Source organism: Dyella marensis, from assembly GCF_900112865.1.
In the GTDB taxonomy this organism is placed as follows: Bacteria; Pseudomonadota; Gammaproteobacteria; order Xanthomonadales; family Rhodanobacteraceae; genus Dyella_D; species Dyella_D marensis_A.
Genome location: NZ_FONH01000002.1, coordinates 410,467 through 428,219 on the forward strand (window position 1 = coordinate 410,467; position 17,753 = coordinate 428,219).

At 58.3% G+C, this 17,753-nt stretch carries 19 protein-coding genes and 1 pseudogene; 5 read left to right on the forward strand and 15 right to left on the reverse strand.

Annotated elements, in window-relative coordinates; all coding sequences use genetic code 11:
• Positions 1–23 precede the first annotated feature (23 nt).
• Positions 24–362, reverse strand: a complete 339-nt coding sequence (locus BM172_RS04725; RefSeq protein ID WP_231504243.1) for a hypothetical protein — start codon at positions 360–362, stop codon at positions 24–26.
• Positions 363–1,230: 868 nt separating this feature from the next.
• On the opposite strand from BM172_RS04725, the pseudogene BM172_RS04730 reads away from it, so the two are divergent.
• Positions 1,231–1,887 (forward strand): annotated as a pseudogene (locus tag BM172_RS04730) (DUF6766 family protein).
• A 31-nt stretch (positions 1,888–1,918) separates the two neighbouring features.
• On the opposite strand, the gene BM172_RS04735 reads toward BM172_RS04730, so the two are convergent.
• Positions 1,919–2,332, reverse strand: a complete 414-nt coding sequence (locus tag BM172_RS04735; protein WP_026636474.1) for a hypothetical protein — start codon at positions 2,330–2,332, stop codon at positions 1,919–1,921.
• A gap of 174 nt (positions 2,333–2,506) precedes the next feature.
• Here BM172_RS04735 and BM172_RS22440 point away from each other — a divergent pair, with 174 nt between their 5' ends.
• Both BM172_RS22440 and BM172_RS04740 read left to right on the forward strand, forming a co-directional pair.
• Positions 2,507–2,671 carry a hypothetical protein gene (locus BM172_RS22440; protein ID WP_155964733.1) on the forward strand — a complete coding sequence of 55 codons (165 nt, stop codon included), beginning with the start codon at positions 2,507–2,509 and terminating at the stop codon, positions 2,669–2,671.
• A 391-nt stretch (positions 2,672–3,062) separates the two neighbouring features.
• Complete coding sequence (locus BM172_RS04740) at positions 3,063–3,392, forward strand: YegP family protein (protein WP_081805274.1); 330 nt, start codon at positions 3,063–3,065, stop codon at positions 3,390–3,392.
• Positions 3,393–3,516: 124 nt separating this feature from the next.
• Here the strand turns inward: BM172_RS04740 and BM172_RS22065 are convergent, their stop codons facing one another.
• Positions 3,517–4,683 (reverse strand): hypothetical protein, encoded by a 1,167-nt coding sequence (locus BM172_RS22065; RefSeq protein WP_143096454.1) that lies wholly within the window; start codon positions 4,681–4,683, stop codon positions 3,517–3,519.
• Positions 4,684–4,909: 226 nt separating this feature from the next.
• Between BM172_RS22065 and BM172_RS04745 the strand changes: the two genes are divergently transcribed.
• Both BM172_RS04745 and BM172_RS04750 read left to right on the forward strand, forming a co-directional pair.
• The gene (locus BM172_RS04745) at positions 4,910–5,164 is read left to right on the forward strand and encodes a hypothetical protein (protein WP_081805273.1); all 255 of its coding nucleotides are present in this window, start codon (positions 4,910–4,912) and stop codon (positions 5,162–5,164) included.
• Positions 5,154–5,498, forward strand: coding sequence for a hypothetical protein (locus BM172_RS04750; protein ID WP_026636473.1), 345 nt, complete (start codon positions 5,154–5,156; stop codon positions 5,496–5,498). The genes BM172_RS04745 and BM172_RS04750 overlap by 11 nt, the downstream gene beginning before the upstream one ends.
• Before the next feature lie 875 nt (positions 5,499–6,373).
• On the opposite strand, the gene BM172_RS04755 is transcribed toward BM172_RS04750, so the two are convergent.
• The 12 genes from BM172_RS04755 to BM172_RS04810 form a co-directional block, all read right to left on the reverse strand.
• Positions 6,374–6,754, reverse strand: a complete 381-nt coding sequence (locus tag BM172_RS04755) for a hypothetical protein (protein ID WP_026636472.1) — start codon at positions 6,752–6,754, stop codon at positions 6,374–6,376.
• A gap of 252 nt (positions 6,755–7,006) precedes the next feature.
• Positions 7,007–7,612 (reverse strand): hypothetical protein, encoded by a 606-nt coding sequence (locus tag BM172_RS04760; RefSeq protein WP_143096455.1) that lies wholly within the window; start codon positions 7,610–7,612, stop codon positions 7,007–7,009.
• Between the two features lie 203 nt (positions 7,613–7,815).
• On the reverse strand, positions 7,816–8,190 hold the full coding sequence (locus BM172_RS04765) for a hypothetical protein (protein WP_026636470.1): 375 nt from the start codon (positions 8,188–8,190) through the stop codon (positions 7,816–7,818).
• A gap of 540 nt (positions 8,191–8,730) precedes the next feature.
• The gene (locus tag BM172_RS04770; protein ID WP_081805272.1) at positions 8,731–9,282 is read right to left on the reverse strand and encodes a transglycosylase SLT domain-containing protein; all 552 of its coding nucleotides are present in this window, start codon (positions 9,280–9,282) and stop codon (positions 8,731–8,733) included.
• 1,510 nt (positions 9,283–10,792) lie between these two features.
• Positions 10,793–11,128: a hypothetical protein gene (locus BM172_RS04775; protein WP_143096456.1), complete on the reverse strand. Its 336-nt coding sequence runs from the start codon at positions 11,126–11,128 to the stop codon at positions 10,793–10,795.
• A gap of 1,098 nt (positions 11,129–12,226) precedes the next feature.
• On the reverse strand, positions 12,227–13,030 hold the full coding sequence (locus BM172_RS04780; protein WP_143096457.1) for a hypothetical protein: 804 nt from the start codon (positions 13,028–13,030) through the stop codon (positions 12,227–12,229).
• Between the two features lie 721 nt (positions 13,031–13,751).
• Entirely contained in the window at positions 13,752–14,924 is a 1,173-nt protein-coding gene (locus BM172_RS04785; RefSeq protein ID WP_090423544.1) for an AAA family ATPase, read from the reverse strand.
• Positions 14,921–15,355, reverse strand: coding sequence for a DNA primase (locus tag BM172_RS22070; RefSeq protein ID WP_143096458.1), 435 nt, complete (start codon positions 15,353–15,355; stop codon positions 14,921–14,923). Before BM172_RS22070 ends, BM172_RS04785 begins: the two co-directional genes overlap by 4 nt.
• A gap of 79 nt (positions 15,356–15,434) precedes the next feature.
• Positions 15,435–15,647: a helix-turn-helix transcriptional regulator gene (locus BM172_RS22950; protein WP_081805271.1), complete on the reverse strand. Its 213-nt coding sequence runs from the start codon at positions 15,645–15,647 to the stop codon at positions 15,435–15,437.
• 86 nt (positions 15,648–15,733) lie between these two features.
• Positions 15,734–16,291, reverse strand: coding sequence for a hypothetical protein (locus BM172_RS22075; protein WP_143096459.1), 558 nt, complete (start codon positions 16,289–16,291; stop codon positions 15,734–15,736).
• A 571-nt stretch (positions 16,292–16,862) separates the two neighbouring features.
• Positions 16,863–17,147 (reverse strand): DUF3077 domain-containing protein, encoded by a 285-nt coding sequence (locus BM172_RS04805; protein ID WP_026636465.1) that lies wholly within the window; start codon positions 17,145–17,147, stop codon positions 16,863–16,865.
• Positions 17,148–17,185: 38 nt separating this feature from the next.
• Positions 17,186–17,485 carry a hypothetical protein gene (locus BM172_RS04810; RefSeq protein WP_026636464.1) on the reverse strand — a complete coding sequence of 100 codons (300 nt, stop codon included), beginning with the start codon at positions 17,483–17,485 and terminating at the stop codon, positions 17,186–17,188.
• Between the last annotated feature and the right edge of the window lie 268 nt (positions 17,486–17,753).

A 17,753-nucleotide genomic window follows, 5' to 3' on the forward strand; every position in this document is an offset into this window, starting at 1 on the left:
GCGGATGGTGTCGCGGCGGCGGATCAGCCTGCGACGGCGAACGCTCCGACCGCACGCGGTCCGATCGCGCGGGTTTCGTACTGGGCCAGCCGGATCGCCGAACCGAGCCCCGGCATCTCCACGCAGACCGCGCGGCCGGAACGCGAGTGCTCGTCGCGCGCGACTTCCCGCGCCAGCGTGATGGCCGGCCCCAGGCGCAGATCGCTGAACAGGCAGAATCCCGAACGGCAGATATTCCACTGGCCTTCGGTCGATGGCTTGAGCGCGTAGATGATCATCGTGCGTGCCCCCTTTGGGATGAAGTACGCCGGCCATCGGTCGCGCATCCGTGCAAACGCCCGCTTCGCCAGCATGACAAGCATGCATTGGCTTGGGGATGCGTCCTATCGGCGAGCGGCACCGCGATGTGTAGGCGATGGACTACGTATTTGTGGGCCAAGTCTCAGTTTTGCCCTCCAAGACGGGTTTTGGCCTAGGCTTTTGATGTCATGGCAGCGAGACGCTGCCATGCCCGCGGGCACTGCCAGGATTATTCCGCGCAAACAAAAAGGCGCCCCGGGGTGCGGGGCGCCAAAGCCTGGGGCTCAGGGGCATGAGCCATACAGAAGAACGCCCCGGTCATCGGCTGGCGCGAGCGGGAAGCTCACCGCCTGACTCGCGGGACGAATTCAGATTGCGCCTTTTCGCAATGAGCACGTAGCGGCGAACAGCGCGAGTCTTTGTAAGGGATTTCCGATGAGCGTCGTCGGCATCGCCGCCGGAGCGGCTGGAGTGCGCCATCGAACAGCCCGTCAGCACAGCCTTACCAGCCGCGCGGGCCTATGGATCGGGCAATAAAAAACCCGCCATAAGGCGGGCTGCGCTTCCAGGCACGAAATGCGGGGTTGCCGTGATCCGGCTGCACTCCTGTGCCCCAAAAAGAAAAGCCCCATCCGTGGGGCTTGCAGCCATCCGTAGCCGCTTCGTCCTTAGTGTCCGGGGCATCGGCAAAGGAGCCTGACTTGCCGGACGAGAGATAGTTTGCGGATTTGTCGTAGGTAGGTGTAGAGGTGAAAGGCGCGTCGTTGTGTAGGGGAACCCCTACAAACAGGGATGACAGGCCGCCAGCCGCTACTGCCCAGGGCAAAGCCGGCCTCATCCGCCCACCTTCATTTCGCCTTCGTGCGACCTGCGCATTCCCGTTGCGGCATGGCGCCCAAGATGGCCCGACCAGGCCACGTTGAGATCGCCATGACCGACGCCTCGTTCCTGAAACGCAACGGCCTGAGCATCGCCGTCATCCTGATGATGCTTACCTCCTGGCTCGGCTAGGCCCTGACCGGACATGCCGCGCACAACGATGAGCTGCACCGGCACGGACAATCGGGCATAGGCTTCGCCGCCTACCTGGCCAGCGGCGACTTCTGGGCCGCTACGTTCGAGAACTGGGAGAGCGAATTCCTGCAGATGGGTGTCTATGTGCTGCTGACGGTATGGCTGCGCCAGAAAGGCTCGGCCGAGTCGCGGCCATTCGATGACGACGACGAAACGCCAAAACCGACGCCTCTGCATCTCCAGCCCAGGGCATGGCGTCACGGCGGCATCCTGCGCTGGCTCTACGCCAATTCGCTGTCGATCGCCTTCATCGCCTTGTTCGGCCTGTGCTTCGCCGGGCACCTGCTCGGCAGCTGGCGCAAGGCCCTGGAAGAAGCCATCGCGCATGCCCAGCCGGCCATGACGCTGAGCGCGTATGCGACCGATCCATCGTTCTGGTTCGAATCCTTCCAGAACTGGCAGAGCGAATTCCTGGCCGTCTTCTCGCTGATCGTGCTGTCGATCTTCCTGCACCAGAAAGACTCTCCGCAGTCCAAGCCCGTCGATGCGCCGCATGGCCAGACGGGAGGTTGATCACGGGTCCATATCGATCGGAGCAGGCCCGTCACTGCTCCCTTGCCGCCTTCGCTCTTTCGGCACGCCATTGAACCGTCCAGAACAACAAGCCCGATACGGCGGCGGCCGCAGCGTTGATCGGAACATCGCTTGAGAGAATGTGCGTGGGGTGGGCGATAAGCATCGTTACCAGCGCTCCAACGGCCGCGCCCGACAGCATGCTGGTCCACCAGCGAAAAGCGTTGATCCGCACCACCAGGCGATAAAGCGGATAACCGAGTAACACCGTGAATCCGAGAGCCATCGCATAAGCAATCAACGAAAACACGACACTGGTTACAACATCGAAGCTCGCGTAAAAAATCGACTCCACCATGCCGACGACAATGATGGAAATTGGAGCAATCAAGCACCCCACCACCTCGGCGGCACTTCGAAATATCGCAGATCGATCGGCTTCCATGGCTATGCCTCTTCCGTCCAGGCTCGGCAGCAACCGAGCTGACATCCTCGACACCCCGCCCAAGCGTCACAGCCCTATGCGCACCGTGTTGACCTCACAACGAGCGCGTCACCCAGGGGCAACTTCGACTATGCCACGGTGCGAGCTGCGGCATTCGCCGCAGCGGAGTACGACATGAGCAATTCCAACAACCCCAACAACCCCAACAATCCTCCCCAGAAGGCACCGCCGGTCGACCCGACCAACGATCCGCAGAAGAAGCAGGCAGATGAACAGTCTCAGGAGCAAAAGGACACCAGACAGCGCCAGCCCGATCAAGGCGAGCAGCAAGGCAAATAAACCCGCCGCTCGCATGCACGGGGCCGCTGTGAAGCGGCCCCGCTTTCCTGGTGTCGCGGAAGTCGGTGACAGTCTCTGAATACCTTGGATGTCCGGCAACAAAAACCCCGCAAGCAATGCGGGGTTTTTTGGAACCGGGATGTCACCCCGGAATTTCAATTGGTGCCAAGGGGAGACCCAATATGAAAGTCAACATCTTGATTTTCAAGATAAAAAATGAGCAGCCTTCCAAATTCATGCCCAAATTCATGCCCAAAGGGTGTCGCTTGCATCGGGACTACCCTAGAACCCATGACCTATCCCCTGCCCCATAGATAGCTGATAGGTTCGCCGAGCGCTACCGGTCTCGGTGGTCGGGGCCGGAGTTGCCTCAGTGAACAGGGAGCGTGCCATGGCAGGTCGATATCTCTTAAGGCGTTCGGGCACTCAGTACGACTTTGTACTGCAAGCAGCCAACTATCAGACCCTCATTACCAGCGAACGCTATACGACGAAGCAAAGTGCAGAAGCGGGCATCGCTTCTGTACGCGTCAACTCTCCTAACGATGCGCGGTACAACCGACTTACCGCGAAAGATGGAAGCCCCTACTTCGTACTGAAGGCCGCCAACGGCGAGCCCATCGGCACCAGTGAGACCTATTCATCCACTGGCGCAAGGGACGGCGGCATCGAGGCAACCAAAACCGTTGGGCCAACGGCTCCCGTGGTTGACGAAACTTAAGGAGCTAATCGGCGTTGCACCGAAGGGCGCCATGTGGCGCCCTTTCTACGTCAGATAACACTAGTTACACAGCGGCGGAAAGGTCTTGGCGATCAAGCAGCATGACCCACCCAAGCCCACTTCATCACCCGTCGTCCTTCTTTGATTCTTTCTTAATGGTGGCCACAACAGCCGCCACTATGGTGGATATCTCCTGACTCGGAGAAATTGTCAGCTTATGCCGGTCATAGATCCGCCCAGGTGGGTTGGAGACTGTGGCTAGCGTGTCCTGGCAAAGTTTTGCCAACGGACTTCCCTCGCCGGCTAACTCTCCCACCTCCTTCATCTGCTGCCGGAAACCTTCAAAGGAAGACGAAATCGCAGATTTGTAGCCATAGTCCTCCTCCAGTCGCTTGGCGAGCGCAGACTCTCGACCAGAGTGCAGAGTTAGCCAAAGTAGAGCCGCCGCAACAGGGAATCTGGCTAACCAAAGACGTACCAACTCGTCGTACGAAAGTACCGTCTGCGACGTAAGAGCATGCCAAAGCCCCGTCAACCCTAAAGCAATCAGGGCGAACAGCGATCCGATGAATACCCACTGCCAACGCCTCTGAGGCATCTTGAATGTTTCGGCCCTTGAATTAAACGCGTGCGCCAGTCCAGCACTCGTTGCGCCAGGAAGTAATCCAACAATTGTCTTTAACTGCTGATCTGATTCCTCTATGAGCTTCTTCAGGCGCTGCTCATAAGAGAGAATTTCTGCTTCAAGCTTAGATGCCTTGTCCGCAAGGGCCTTTGTATCTTTGGATGCCTGCTGAGATGTCTTTAAAGCCTCAGCAATGGCTCCGGAAGAAGCATCCACCGTGGACTTAGCCGAGGATATTTCCGCAGCCATTCGCACTACATCGTCGGACGCAGACTGACCTCTCGATTTAAGACCATCAATCCCCGAAACATCTGCATTCGCCTTAGCTACCGCTTGCGCAAGCTCCCCGCGAAGTCTCTCGGACTCTGCCTGCGCCGCCTGAACTACCTTAAGCTGCCCCTCAACCGTTGTCTGTACAGCATCCACTCGCGCCGCTGACGAACTCGCCGTACCGCTTAGTAGATTCAAGGCGTCAGCCTTACTATTCATGTCTATCAATACTGCTTCAGCTGCGCGTCGCGCCTCATCAATCTTGGTTAGCGCCAGCCCGATTGAATCTTCTACAGAGATTGAATCTTTCAAAACTTGGCTAACTGTCGGCGTTCCCATCTGACTATCGCCCTGGGGCGGCAAACCAGCCGCCTCCACTCCCTGTTCCTCTGCCATACCCCCTCCCCCATTCGTGAGTGGGCTGACATTAACCGATTTGGGTAATTCAAGACGGGGGCCAATAAGGCCAAAGGTGCATTGGTTCCACTAGTCAAATAAACCCCGTGTAGGAAACCCCCTATAGTCGGCATCGTCTAATGGGCACTACCCGGCCCAGCTAGCCAGGGCATAGGATTGGCCCTAACTGGCTGCAACGGCCAGGTCAACCACAGGGGAACAACTCATGCGCAAACTCAGCATCTTGCTGGCGGGCTGCTTGTTGACTCTTTCCTTTGCCGCAGTTGCCAAAGGCGGTGGTCACGGCGGTAGCCATGCCTCGGTCGTCCATGTCAGCGGGCACACGACCAAGACTGGCACCTACGTCCCGTCCCATTATCGCACCGGGGCCGACAGCTCCAAGTCAAACAACTGGTCCACCAAGGGCAACGTCAATCCCTATACAGGAAAAGCAGGGACGAAGAACCCGTATGCGCACTAAGAGCAAACGCATAGGCCTGCATAGCCTTATTGCAGGCTTCCTATTTGTCACCTCTCCTGCGTTCGCAGGCCTTGCTGACGATCTTGGCGACTTCGTCGGCTACACGATAATTGCCAGCAAGACTATTGATGGGTGGTATGACCCCGATGGGAAGAAAGGTGATTCCTTCGAGGGATGCGAGTTTGATAGAACCATCGTCTTCACGGACGGCAAGGTTCTGCATTGCGCAACCTACCGGTATCAATACGGTTACCACCCTAAAGCGGTCATCCTGTCTGACGGCAGGCAAGTAAAAATGGTTATCGACAACCAGATTTACGACATGCGGCTTTAAACGCAAAAAAGGAGGGGCCAGCCGCACGGCACTGGCGGTTTGGCCCCTAAGTTTTCGCTTGAGGTAAAACATGAGTCCGGCAGCGTAGCCACCGGGTCGAGCGGCGAGGCGTCACTTTGCTGCCCGGATCGCAAAGTGAGACAAAGTGCCACTGAATTTCCCAGGCATGGCGAGGCTTACGGATTTCTAGTCGTGGCAATAGCCGGCAATCCATAGACATAGTGGCCCAACAAGCCCTGCTGCTACGTCGCTCTCTGGCGAGCAAAGTAGGCATCTATCGCATCAGCCGCCGCAGTGGAGTTGGCCATCTTCTAGCCAACCCTATTGGCAATGCGGCTGTTGATCGCTCCGATGGTGTCCGAAACGCCAAGGCCGGCTGCGGTACCCAGGGCAGTCCCGACAGGACCGAACGAGGATCCGAGAATCCCGCCCGCGGCGGCACCAATGGCGCGACCTAGGAAGCCGCCCTTCACCCCGAGGCTAGGCCCATAGATAGCCTTTGAGAGCAACCCGGTAGCCTATAAATCGGCCGCCGTGCTCGGACCCGATGCGGCTACCTTGGCATCCGAGATAGAGCGTCGCATAAGGCTATCGCGTAGGTTCTCCATCTACGTGCGAGCAGCCTGTGCCATTGGGTACTAGGCGTCGTCGTCCTGACGAAGCAATTGCTTCACCCTCGCCAGCGCAAGCTACGGATCACCAGAAGCGTTAAGGCTACCTGGAGCATTAGGGTCAAGAAGCCCACCAACTGCTTCCATCGTATTGATGGGCTCGGACGCCCTTGCATACGTGGCCAAGTAATCACGATAGCCCGGTGCGACGCGTTCGATAGCGTTGACAATCGAATCCCTAGCAGGCCCATAACCGAGCGCACCCTAGCCGTTGGTGTTGGCGAGCATCTTGGACGCCTCTTGCCTCACGGCGTCCAGCATGTCCGTTCCAACCTTACCACGGATATTTGCAGCCCCATTGATGGAGTCAATGAGTTCACCGAACCGGGCACCATTGTTTCCAAGAACGCCTAGCGGACCATTCTTGAGTGTATGCAGGACATCCAGAACAGGCTTGGGGTTAACCATGTTGTTGTCGATCGCTTGACGTGCCTGAGCAAATGCATCTTGCGTCTTCTTGCTAAACACGCCGTCTTCGAGATCCTTGAGCGCAGCCCAAGCATCATCCTCCTGCATGGCACCGCTCTTCACCTGGTCAACGACACTCCTGGCCGATTTGAGCGAGTCAAAGTCATTGGCTGACATGCGCCCCGGCTTGTTCAATATCGAGTCGAATGCATCCTATGCTCCGGCCCACCGAACAATGGGGCGTGAGTCCGTCAAGTACTGCTGCACGAACGGATCAACTGCGGTACGGCGATTTGCTTTGGCAGCCTGCATGTCAGCATCCGTGCCGGCAAGCTGCTGCACCAGCGACAAGCGTGCATTATTGTTCGCTGCATCCTGGGCAGCAAAGGACGGAGCTGTCGCGGGGTTGTTGCGCAGCGCACGTTCTACCTACACCGCCTCCGGCGTTTGCAACACCTGAGCAACCGAAGGGCTTTCTCCCGGCACGAGCTGAGGCGCGCTACGCAGGAGCCCGGCCACCACCGGATTGTTACCAGTCATACGCGCCACATTGGCGTTAGCAATGGCGCTGGGATTTGTGATGTGTTGAACGGCATTCTTGACACCACCTCCCAGTAGGCCGCCAGTATCTAGGCCAACCTTCATCAGCGGCCCCGTGGCCGCGCCAAACCCAATCTGCAAGGCCTTCTGGTCAGCGTAGGAGGGCGTAGGAGCCTTACCCTCCACCAAATCCTGCAGGTTGTTCTGCGGGCCGCTGGTGACGGGCTGGGAGGCGCCAATCAAGGCCCCCTCCGTTGCCAGAGTGCCGAGCTTGCCTAGGTACGTGGTTGCCTTGGGCAGCACACCGAGCGCGCGAAGCTCGCCAATTCCAGTCAGCCAGGGAAGCGTCTCGCCTACACCGGCGCCAATATACGAACCTGCCGTATCTGGCGTGGCTTGCTGGTAGGCCTGCTCGCGTCGCTGGATATAGCTGTCGAGGTCGCGCGTCATTCCCTTCAGGCCACCACCAATCGGACTGGCGGCATTGAGGTGCATGACGCCCTAGGCAATGCCAAGAGGGAGATTGCCAAGATGATGAAGCGCGGCATCCCCCATATTGTTGCCGAAGTCGTTGACTCTTTGGTAAAGCGAGCGCTCGGGCGGCGCCAGCTCGGAAGAAACAACAGCGCTCGTTCCGGGCTGACTCTAAAGATCGGACAGCTTCTGAGTCTGGCCGTTGAGTTCAGATAACTTGGGCATCACTGCACCTCCTGCATTTCGGGATCGGTCGGATCAGACAAGCCAATCACCCTCCATTTCTTGCCATTGACAGTGAGTACCTGTCCAATCATGTAGCGCTTGGCTTTGACATCGCTCCTTTGCATCTGAGCACTACCCTGCTGTGCCTTGCCTTGATCCTTTCCTGTTCCATAGAGAGCATTGCCGGCAAGCGACTTGATATCGTCCAGCACTTTCTGTTGATCAGTGGAAAGGATGTTAAGCCGAGAAGCTGCCATTGGACCAAGAGCGGTTACGGCTTGATCATTGATCGCCGTAAGGCGCCCCTGAACAAGATCCGCAAGGGTGCCCAAGGATCCTTGGAGCTTTTCGATCGGCTGCGACGGATCAAGCATCTGAGCGACATGCTCGCGGTCGGCCAGTGCGGATCCCGTCCCCGCAAACAGCTTTGCCGTTTCGTCACCTATGGACTTGGCGGCCTGTTGATAGGCACCAAGTGCACGCGTGTACTAAGGATCGGTCTTTCCTTGCTTGGTCGCCCACCAATTTTTCGCTCGGTTGTAATCTGCAACGCTGCTCAGGTCGAGCTTGGGCATGATGCTTGAGATAGTCTGCAGATGATTTGCAATCGTCTATACAGACCGAATTTGATTGGCTGGAGCGTTCGGCGACGTGGCACTAGTGAACTGCTTCGCCGCATTGGCTCGCGCATCGTAATTCGTGGCGTCGAAATCGGGGTCAGCCTGCACAACATCCTGCATGAGCTGCCAAGACTGCGGATTCTTCAACGAGAATCCCTTTGGGATCGGATAACGGCCATCAATAACAGACTGTGCGAGCTGCTTCCTGGCAGGTGGGAGCGTATCCAAATATTGTTGACCGGTAGGAAGATTGCCATCAGGCATGGGTACGGCTGTGGCGTTACCCATGACCGTCTACGGCTTTACCCCATAAGCAGCCTCAAGTGCGGCAGGCTGAGGCACGCCAAATTTAAGCAGCTTTGCGTATTTCTCATCCTCGGCATTGATCGTCTTGGACGGAGTTTGAAAGCTAATGCGGCCCGGTGGCAGGTTGGCATCGGATGAGGCGTCTGACCGCCCAGCCAGTTCCAATACCTTGGGTACGTAATTTTGCGTCTCTGCAGGAGCGCTCGCCAGAGCGGCCTGCGTATTGCCGCCATTAGTCGCAAGAGCCTTGTCCCAATTACCCGGCCCCCAGTTGTAAGCGGCCAAACCACCCGCCGTACCGTATTTGTTGGTAAGTGCCCCAAGATACTGCTGGCCAACGCGGTACGTGTCCCGCGGCGTTCCGTTAGAAGGCGCGATACCAAATCCGGCGCTGGCGGCTGTGGACGGCATCACCTGCAGTAAACCAGTTGCGCCCTTGGGGGACACGGCATCGGGGTTGCCGCCAGATTCTACCTGCTGGACGCGAGCAAGTATCTGCGGCGAAACATCGTACGGTGACTCGCTGTTGGTGATCGGCAGAGATAGCGAGGGGCGACTGCTCTATTGCTGAGCGCTCCCGTCCTGAAGGTATGAGTTGAATCCATCTGGATACACCTGCATCGCTCCCTTGGGCGTGTCTCTCAATTCAGGCTTTCCGCCATGGAGCATGAACAGTGCATTCGTAGCGTCTTCGGGATAAGACTTGCCGTACTCACGGACAGCTGATGCAACGTCTACATTGCCGTTGGCGTCCGTGTTGTTAGCGATGGCTTGCCGGAGCGCAAATTTTTGGTCTGCCTCACGCTTCGAGTTGGCTTGTGCAAACTGCATATTCCCCAGGGTCGCTTGCTCGATGGCACCCGTGTAGCGGCGACGCTGTAGGTCGTCCGCGCCCGACTGGACACTATCTAGGCCGCCGAGAAGGCCACTGGAGATCGCCTAGAAAGGCGTGACGCCAGGCTGGCCGTTCGCAGAGAGAATGCCCAAACCTGCGCGAAGCAGGCCCTGGTTAATGAGTACTCGCTAGTCGTCTTTAGACAAGCCCAGACCGTAACCCGTGGTCGTAGGCTAGGCACTGCCAAACATTGAGTCAAAGAGTCCCATGGCTCATACCTCCTAGCCGTTCTGTCGAATGTTGTACATGTGTCTATCCTCAGCGAATGAATTTTTTGATTTGCTTTGATTGAGAATCAAAGTACGGATTTAGTGGATCTGCCTGGACGCCGACTTTCCGCTGGCACTGCCAATAGCGACAACCTTCCCGTCCTCGTCACCATCGGTAACCACCTTCGGAACCGGCACCCACGCCTCAATGATTCCGAGGACGTGCGCATATGGGATCCATACCGTCAGTGGCGACGGATCATCTTCATAGCCGGCGACAGTGAAGCCAAGCAAACTTGAGTGAAGGATGTTTATGCCAGAACAATGCAGCACCGGATGGCTAGACCCACCCTCCTAACCAACCTCCTGAGGGAACTGCATGAATGCAGATGCTCCCTCTTTGTGCAGCTAGGCAAGTGGTGACGTGCCATCGATGATGACGCGGTATTGCTTCACGTAGTCAATGCCAGCGATCTGTGTGTTTTCCATAGTCGTCAATCCTTTCAGTTGCCAAAGTAGCCTTGACCGCGGATCGCTCGGCGAGCGGCAGCCCCTACCGGGCGCGTGCCAATGTTCAAGCCAGGACCGATGTAGCCGGCCGGTTGACCATTGACCTGGCCAAGCTGTGGACGCCGAAGAGCGCCGCCAAGCAATCCAGTTGGCGCTTGGCCTCCAGTTGGCAGGCCGGACGTACCGCCCGCAAGAGCGGAAAGGAGGCCGTAGATGTCCGTGCTCTGCCTGCCCTGCTGGGAGAGGGCCCATGGCCCCAGCTACGACCAATCGATTCCCTGCGATGCGGGCACAGCATTTCCGCCGCCAAGGACGTTTGAATAGTTCATACCCTAAGTGTTGCCAGTGTCCCAAAGAGGCATATAGGGCGAGAGAGACGACGGGTCATAGGCCATCTACGGCTAACCGGTGAGGAAATTGAATGGCATAGGTCACCTCACAAGTAGTAGCCGAGCAAGCCGACGCCGGCGCCGATAGCCGTACCCCAGCCAGGAGCTACGGAACCAGCTGCACCGCCAGCGATCATGGAGCCGATGGCACCACCCGCGGCGGCACCACCGCCAGCCGAGGCCAACGCACCGCCAGCAGTACGGGGCTTATAGGCGGGATTGAGGCCACTGGTCGCAGAGCCGGTGAAGTTGCCAGAGATCGAGTTCAAGGCATTGCCATAGTTGTTGAGCTGCTGCTGGGCATAGCCATAGTTGCGCATATACCAGTCGTTGTAGTTCTGATTAATGGCGCCCTGGTTGTAGTCCTGGATCAACGGCGACAAGCTGCCGTACTGCCCCAAGAACTGGCTCTGCAGCGCATTCGCACCCGTGACGCCTTGCGAGGCATTGAGGATGAGCCCTGCGTTCTACTGGGCAGCCCCCATGCGGTTGGCGATGTCCTGCTGATAGAGGCCGGCGTTACGTGCCAGGTCGGTCTGCTGGGCCTGCACATTGCGATTTAGGGCGTTCTCTGCCAACTGCTGCTGGTTCTGGTAGTCCTGGCCGTAGAGGCTCGTAGATACCTGCCCAAGGTTCTAGGCGAGGGTGTTCTGGGACTGCTGCATGGCATCGTTGTAGGCGCTACCACCGAACGCCCCATTGGAGGCGAACTAAGCCGCCAGCGCCGGAGAGGTGTTCTTGTTGTAGCTGTCCACGATGCTCTGCTGCGCCTGGTTCACCATCTGGCCGAGGTAGGGGTTCTGTCCGGCGTATTGGTTCGTCCCCACTTGCGTGGTCTGTCCCGTGAGGGGATTGGCACCAGGGTTGACGCTGTACTGGCCGCCCAAGATCTGCTGCAGGGCGTTCTGCTGATTCTGCTGGCTGCCGAGCTGACCCGCTGCGCCCTGCTGGGCCAGCCAGAGGGATTTGTACTGGTCTTCGGTGGGGGCTGCATTGAGCTGCCCCGGGTAGGACTAGTAGGGAAGCTAGTTCACCGCGTTGGTCTGGTTGATGAAGTTCTGATAGTCGCTCTTCAACCAGTCGGGGATCTAGGTGATTGTGGTGGTCGTCGTGTTCTTCGGTTGGCTGCTGCCGCCCATGGTCAAGTCCTCATAGCGATAAATGGTTTTTGGTTTGAACATGCCGTTACTACAAAGGGCCGTGCATGACCCGGCACGGCGACGGGAGGAGGCAAGCGAGCGGGCTTGTCCCCTATATACATAGGTCGCGACGTGGTGTTTTTCAGTCCCGTTCAGCTCAAGCAGTCTGGCGTCAATGTCCGCAAACTGTCCGCTTCGCATGCGGATAAATTGAGTGATCGAGACCACAGAAAGGCCACCATTTTCTACTTAAATCTACTTTAGCAAAGGAGGTATTGAACTGAATTGCACCATTGATATCGATTGTTCTCAATGAAGTGTTAGCACTAGGCCTGACAAACCTCAGCGGCCCACTCCTCTTAATCCAGCCTCGTTCGCCGGATCGGTGTTGTTGTTTACTGTTGTCTGCAATGGCGCGATAGCTAGGTTGGCGGCGGTATCGCCATAAGCCTGCCCTGCCATCCGATCCATGGCCGCCCGAACCTGGCCGATAGATAGGCCCGTAAGCGAACGCGAATAGGCGTCAGCGGCCCGTCTGATCCAAATCCATAGGAGGGATAGGTAGTCGGCCAGGATCGCCCTGTAGGCCGAAGCGCGCATGTGCAATGCCTTCGCCCGCCTGTCTTGGGCAAGCTCCGCGTTCCCGAACAGGATCGCCTGCATGGCGTCGGTGATGGCATGAATATGGGCCGACGACGTATTTCCCCGAAGTCCGCACCGCTTCACCACGGGCCAATACCGCGGCACATCTTCCGTTGCGTAAAGCATGAGGATGGCCTCCTCGGGTGCCGCCAGTTTGGCGAATCCCAAAGCAGCAATGGCGTCTACGTCTCGCCGTATCCTCGGGGCAACCTGAAAGTGTTGATGCTTCCACTTCTTAGGCTTGCGGTGCTTGACCTTCTTAAGAATGGCACTCGCCTGCTTTGCGAGCAGCGCAACTTGCCCAGTGTTAGAAACGGTGTCATCAGTCTCATCGTTCTCGTCTTTGTCTTCGGCCAGCATGAAGCGTCGCCGTTCGCGCTTCAGTACCGATAGATACTGCTCCCTATCGGCGAAGTACTCTGAGTCACGCGTTGAGCGCGCAGAAAGACCGCCTCCGTCAGCCCAATCGATATCGAACGTCCGCCAGCTCGATTGGACAGACATGGCCGTTCCCAACCGCTGTGCGACCAAGTCGATGATTGCTCGCTCCCGCTCGTCAATGGTCCGCCCACCATTGGCCATAGCTCAATCCCCGCCGGATGGCGAGAACAAATCGCATGTGTGCTTCTGCATCGGATAGTACGAACCCTTACCGTGGGTGCACTGCCCTAAAGCCGCCTCCTGATTGATCGCGCTTGACTGGTGGCCACTGCACCCCATGCACTGCACTGACGGACGGGGGATGTAGGCTCCCGCCTTCCGAATCGCACACCAAGGACATCCCAGAGCACGTGGCCAGCCGCCCACAATGGGTAGTACCGCAGCTATGTCGGGATGGGCCCATACCGGCCCGCAGTGATGACACAGGATCGCGGCATCGTGGCCAGCGGGCCTCTTCCCCGCCCACCTCGCGGCCGAGTCATCCAGCAGTGCTAGATAAGCCACAAGTTGGGCGTCATCCAGGCCAGCACAAGCTGCCACGTCCGGATCTTGCAGCCTATGGATATGGACGGCATTGAATCCGTGGCGACCGGCTAATGCTAAAAGGGCTAGCCGAAGATCGTAGACCGGTCTATCCGCAACTGTTGCAACACATGCAACTGGCGTAACGTGTGCAACATCCGCAACAGCTGAAGGGGATAAAGCCCGCCAAGCCAGCTGCTTTAGCGAAAGTTTCGCTGTTGCATTCTCTAGGCGTGCAACTGTGCAACGGGCGTCGGGAATGTTAATCGCGGTCATCATCCGCCCCCTGTCCCGTGTTATGGCGCGCCTTCGGCTTAGTCTTATCGGACGGCAACTTGCCCTCGTCCCGAAGGCGGCGCACCGCTCGGGAGATAGTGGACTTATTCACGCCAAGATCGCTGGCAATCTCAGCCATCGTCATACCAAGGTCGTGCATCTCGATGATCTGCATGTCGGTCGCATCTATGACCTTCCGAGTAGCCCAGGCCTGCGTGCCGTCCGGTAGCGTTTCCAGCTTTGCCTCAAACGGCTCAACATCATCACCACTCAGTGACCGAGCCTTCTCAAAATAGACCTCAAAGCGCGCCCCCTCATTGGGCACATAGTCCGCCGGTCGCCCTAGCTTGATAACGATATCTAGCAAGTCCTCGCGCTTGCTGGTGCCTCGCTGCGCCCCACCCTTGCCGGCGTGATGGATAAACACCACCGCACGGCCCGCCGCACGTTGTGCCAGCTCCCAGGAGGCCACAGGCTCCCAGCTCTCACCCTCGTTCTCTTTGCCCCCGCGGACCAGGCAAGAGATGTTGTCCACGATGACAACCTGAGCGTCTCCCATGCACGCGTTGATTGCCTCCTGACCTTCCAGGCTATACAGATTGGGCATGATCCCAAGGGGCTGCGCATCCGGTGTCATGATGCGTAGATAGTCGGCCGGAGCCTCCTCTATCCGGCTGGCGATGATCGCAGCGAGGCGTTGCTGAAGATCCGCCCCGGGCATCTCTCCGTCGATATACAGCACTCGTACGGGCTGGCTTGCTCGCCAGCCAATGAACTCCCCGCCCGAGGCAAGCGCATAGGCGATGCCCAAGGCAACATGCGTCTTACCCGTGCCACGGGTGGCGTAGATCATGGACAGGGACTGTGTAGTGAGCCACGGGGCCAATAGCACCTCCCGAATTGGGAAGGGCCGCCCCAACAGCTCCGCTATCGACAGGATGACAGGTGGCGCGACGGGCGCATCAGCATGTTGTTGCAGCGTTGCATTCCTAGTGTTTGCAATCGTGCAACTCTCATAGGTCGTCTCATGCTGTCCAACGGCATCCCCTGCCCGGCGAATGGCATCCGCCAACGGGCGCGGCGTCATCTTGTCCAGCAACGCCAAGTCGCGCTCGGCGCGCTCTTCAATGGACCGAATTGCGGGATTGGGGGCGCTCATACCAGAACCTCCCGGGCGATCAGAATCCGCCCCTCGGCCACCCTAAGGCGGTCATGATCAGGACCAACCAGGGTGCGACCGCCAAGCATGTCTTGCGCAGCAATAGCCACCACCGTGGCTTCGCGTGCCAGGACGCCCAGGGTGGCTCGCCAGCCATTCTGCTTGAACGCCTCAGAGGCTTTCCTGCGGCCCTCTAGGCTCAGGTCTTTGATTCGCTCAGGGAATAGGTCCGCCATTTCCAGGCCAAGTGCTCCGAGAATTCCCGGCGTGTCATGGCAGGCGAAGCAATGAAGCATCACGCGGCCATCATCGGCCTCAGTAATGCTGAGCGAGCCCCGGGCTTTGCCGTGGCCATTGGGACAGTCCGCACGCCAGCCATTGCCGTGCTGCCGGACGCCATTAAGGCGAGAAAGAAGGGGGGCAGCGGTCACCGCGTCACCCCCAATAGCAGCAGGGCCAGCACGGCGCAGAGAAGAAGCGCCAGCGGTCGCGTGTCTGGATGGCGCGGCCTCATGCCACCACCTCGCGGGAAGCGGTGATGCGATCGGCACACCACTGGTCAACCTCAGACTCTACCCAGGCACTGACGGCGGCGCCGAGTTTCACATGCCGCGGGAAGCGAGAGGCTGCCTCAAGGCGGTAGATCTGGGAGCGACTAAGGCGCGTGCGTGAGAGAACATCGGGGAGACGGAGGAAACGGATTGGGACGGGAATGGATTCCATGGATACACCCTTGGGTTAGGTGTGCCCAGGTTGCCCGCCCAGAAGGTTCGGCAGAATGCTCCTTGCAATGCACAGGCTAGCCCGTACTACGCATCGGCTAGCCCTGGCTCCGGGGTATTACGAAGTGCCTTGCGGGCAGTAGAGAAGGAAATGTCTAAAGCTCCGCATTCCTCTTCTGCGCAACGGTCTCGGCTATCGTACTTACCGGAAGCCCAGATATCCCGTATAGCATCTCGCTTCGATCTACTGCCGCCAGGTGCGCCGTGTTTAGCGTTAACTGCTTTGCGCGCTTTAGCCACCGTGCTATCGCGATGCGACTCCGCCTGACGCAGCGAAGCTGCCTCAAATGCAGTTCTTACAATAAACCCACCTACATCTGTTAGCTGGCCATCTTGCAGACCAACGCGTTTAGACATAAGTATCGAGTACAGCCCCACACAAGCGGCGGTCTGGGAAAAATCTAGCTGGTTGATCAATGCACGGTCATAGCATTCAGGAAGATCCCCCATCTTCATATCGGACCTGATGAAAAGGTAGCAGTACAACAGGGCGACATTGTCGGCGGTCCTTTGGTAGGCCTCACTCGAAAAATATCCAAACAACCGATCAACCATGCTCTTCTCAAGCGCCGTGAATTCACGCACCTCACCTCGCAGCTCGCTTTCGATACGACCTGTGCGCCTCTGACACTTTGCGCAAGATCCGCGATTGGAAGGTTCCTTCCAGCCTCCTGCACAAGCTCAAGCGGTTTTTTCATCTGCGCTCACCTCTACGCCCTTCAAGGGGTGCCGCGCCAACCGGGGAAGGTGCCCGGGTTTCGGATGGCCGTCCTAGACGCGGCAGCGCCATTTTAAATGCAACGAGAGGGGACCAATTCAAGACGCGCCTCCCAGCCAGACAGCGGAAAAATTCCCTTGTTTTTCAAAACCATTGCCAACCACACAGACTAAAGCCGCGGCAGCCGACTCATAGCCATGCGCGCAAGGAACAGTAGCGTGTCCCCTCCCGGCGGCAGCGCATCAGCTGCCCGCTCATCGGCGATGTCCTGCTCCACCCTGGCCCACGCCTCTTTCGGGCTTAACCCGTCGCAGCACTGGAGGTGCTCGTAGAAGTGTTGGTCCCAACCAGTCCAATGCTTGGGAAACCCGCCGGCTGGAACTTCGCGGACGATCGCCCCGCGCGGGAACTGCAGAATCACAGCGGTAGGCACAATGATCATGGCGTGCCACCCCGTTCAATGGACACCTCGATGGTATGACCGAGCCCCTGCGCCACATCCAAGCAGAACTCGATCAGCCAAGCTTTTCGCGAGCTGATGCCATCATCCTGGACACCGTCGCCGGCCAGCTCCTTGATGCAATCAAGAATGCAATTGAGCTGAGTGACCGCGAACTCCAGCGGCACCCCATCCTCCACCCGCATCAGGTCGCACTGCGCCACGGGGATATTGCAGAAGCCCTGCCCGACTGTTACGGGTTTGACGCTGGTTTGCTTGCTCATGATGTCGCCCCTATGCCTGCATTGCGCGGCTCAAAGAGTCAGCGGTCGATGGTGGTGAGAGCAGTGGCGAAGGCAGACACGGCATCGCCGCCCGAGCCTGTCGGGTGACGGATATCATCGAGTACATCCATCCACTGATGCCCGGCTAGTGTCGCCACTTGCCTGACACTGATGACCTTCTCCACCTGCCCCAGGCACGAGAGTCCAATCAACAGAGCCTCGCGAATCCAACTGACTTCCTCGCGAGTGAGGCTCATTTCGTTGTCGATGTTTTGGCGCGTACCATCCAAAATGGCGGCCTCTACGGCACGGGATCCGGACTTCGGTTTCACGGTCATAACCCACCTCTTGCATAGGTCTTCGGGACCAGCCTCGCCGTTGCGGCAAGGTGGCGGACGTGCAGGGTTGGCGAACCGGGGATCAAGGAAACCCGGCCAGCCCGAAGGCTGCCCTGCACGCCCACCGCAAAAGACGGGCATGCGCGCAACGGGCACAAAAAAAGCGCCTTCGGCGCCGTTGCGCCTTGATCTCTTCAGGTCGCCAAACCTGGTCGCCGAATTGGCGGCGACAACCTAAATATGCGCCGACTGCCTAATGCAGTCAAGA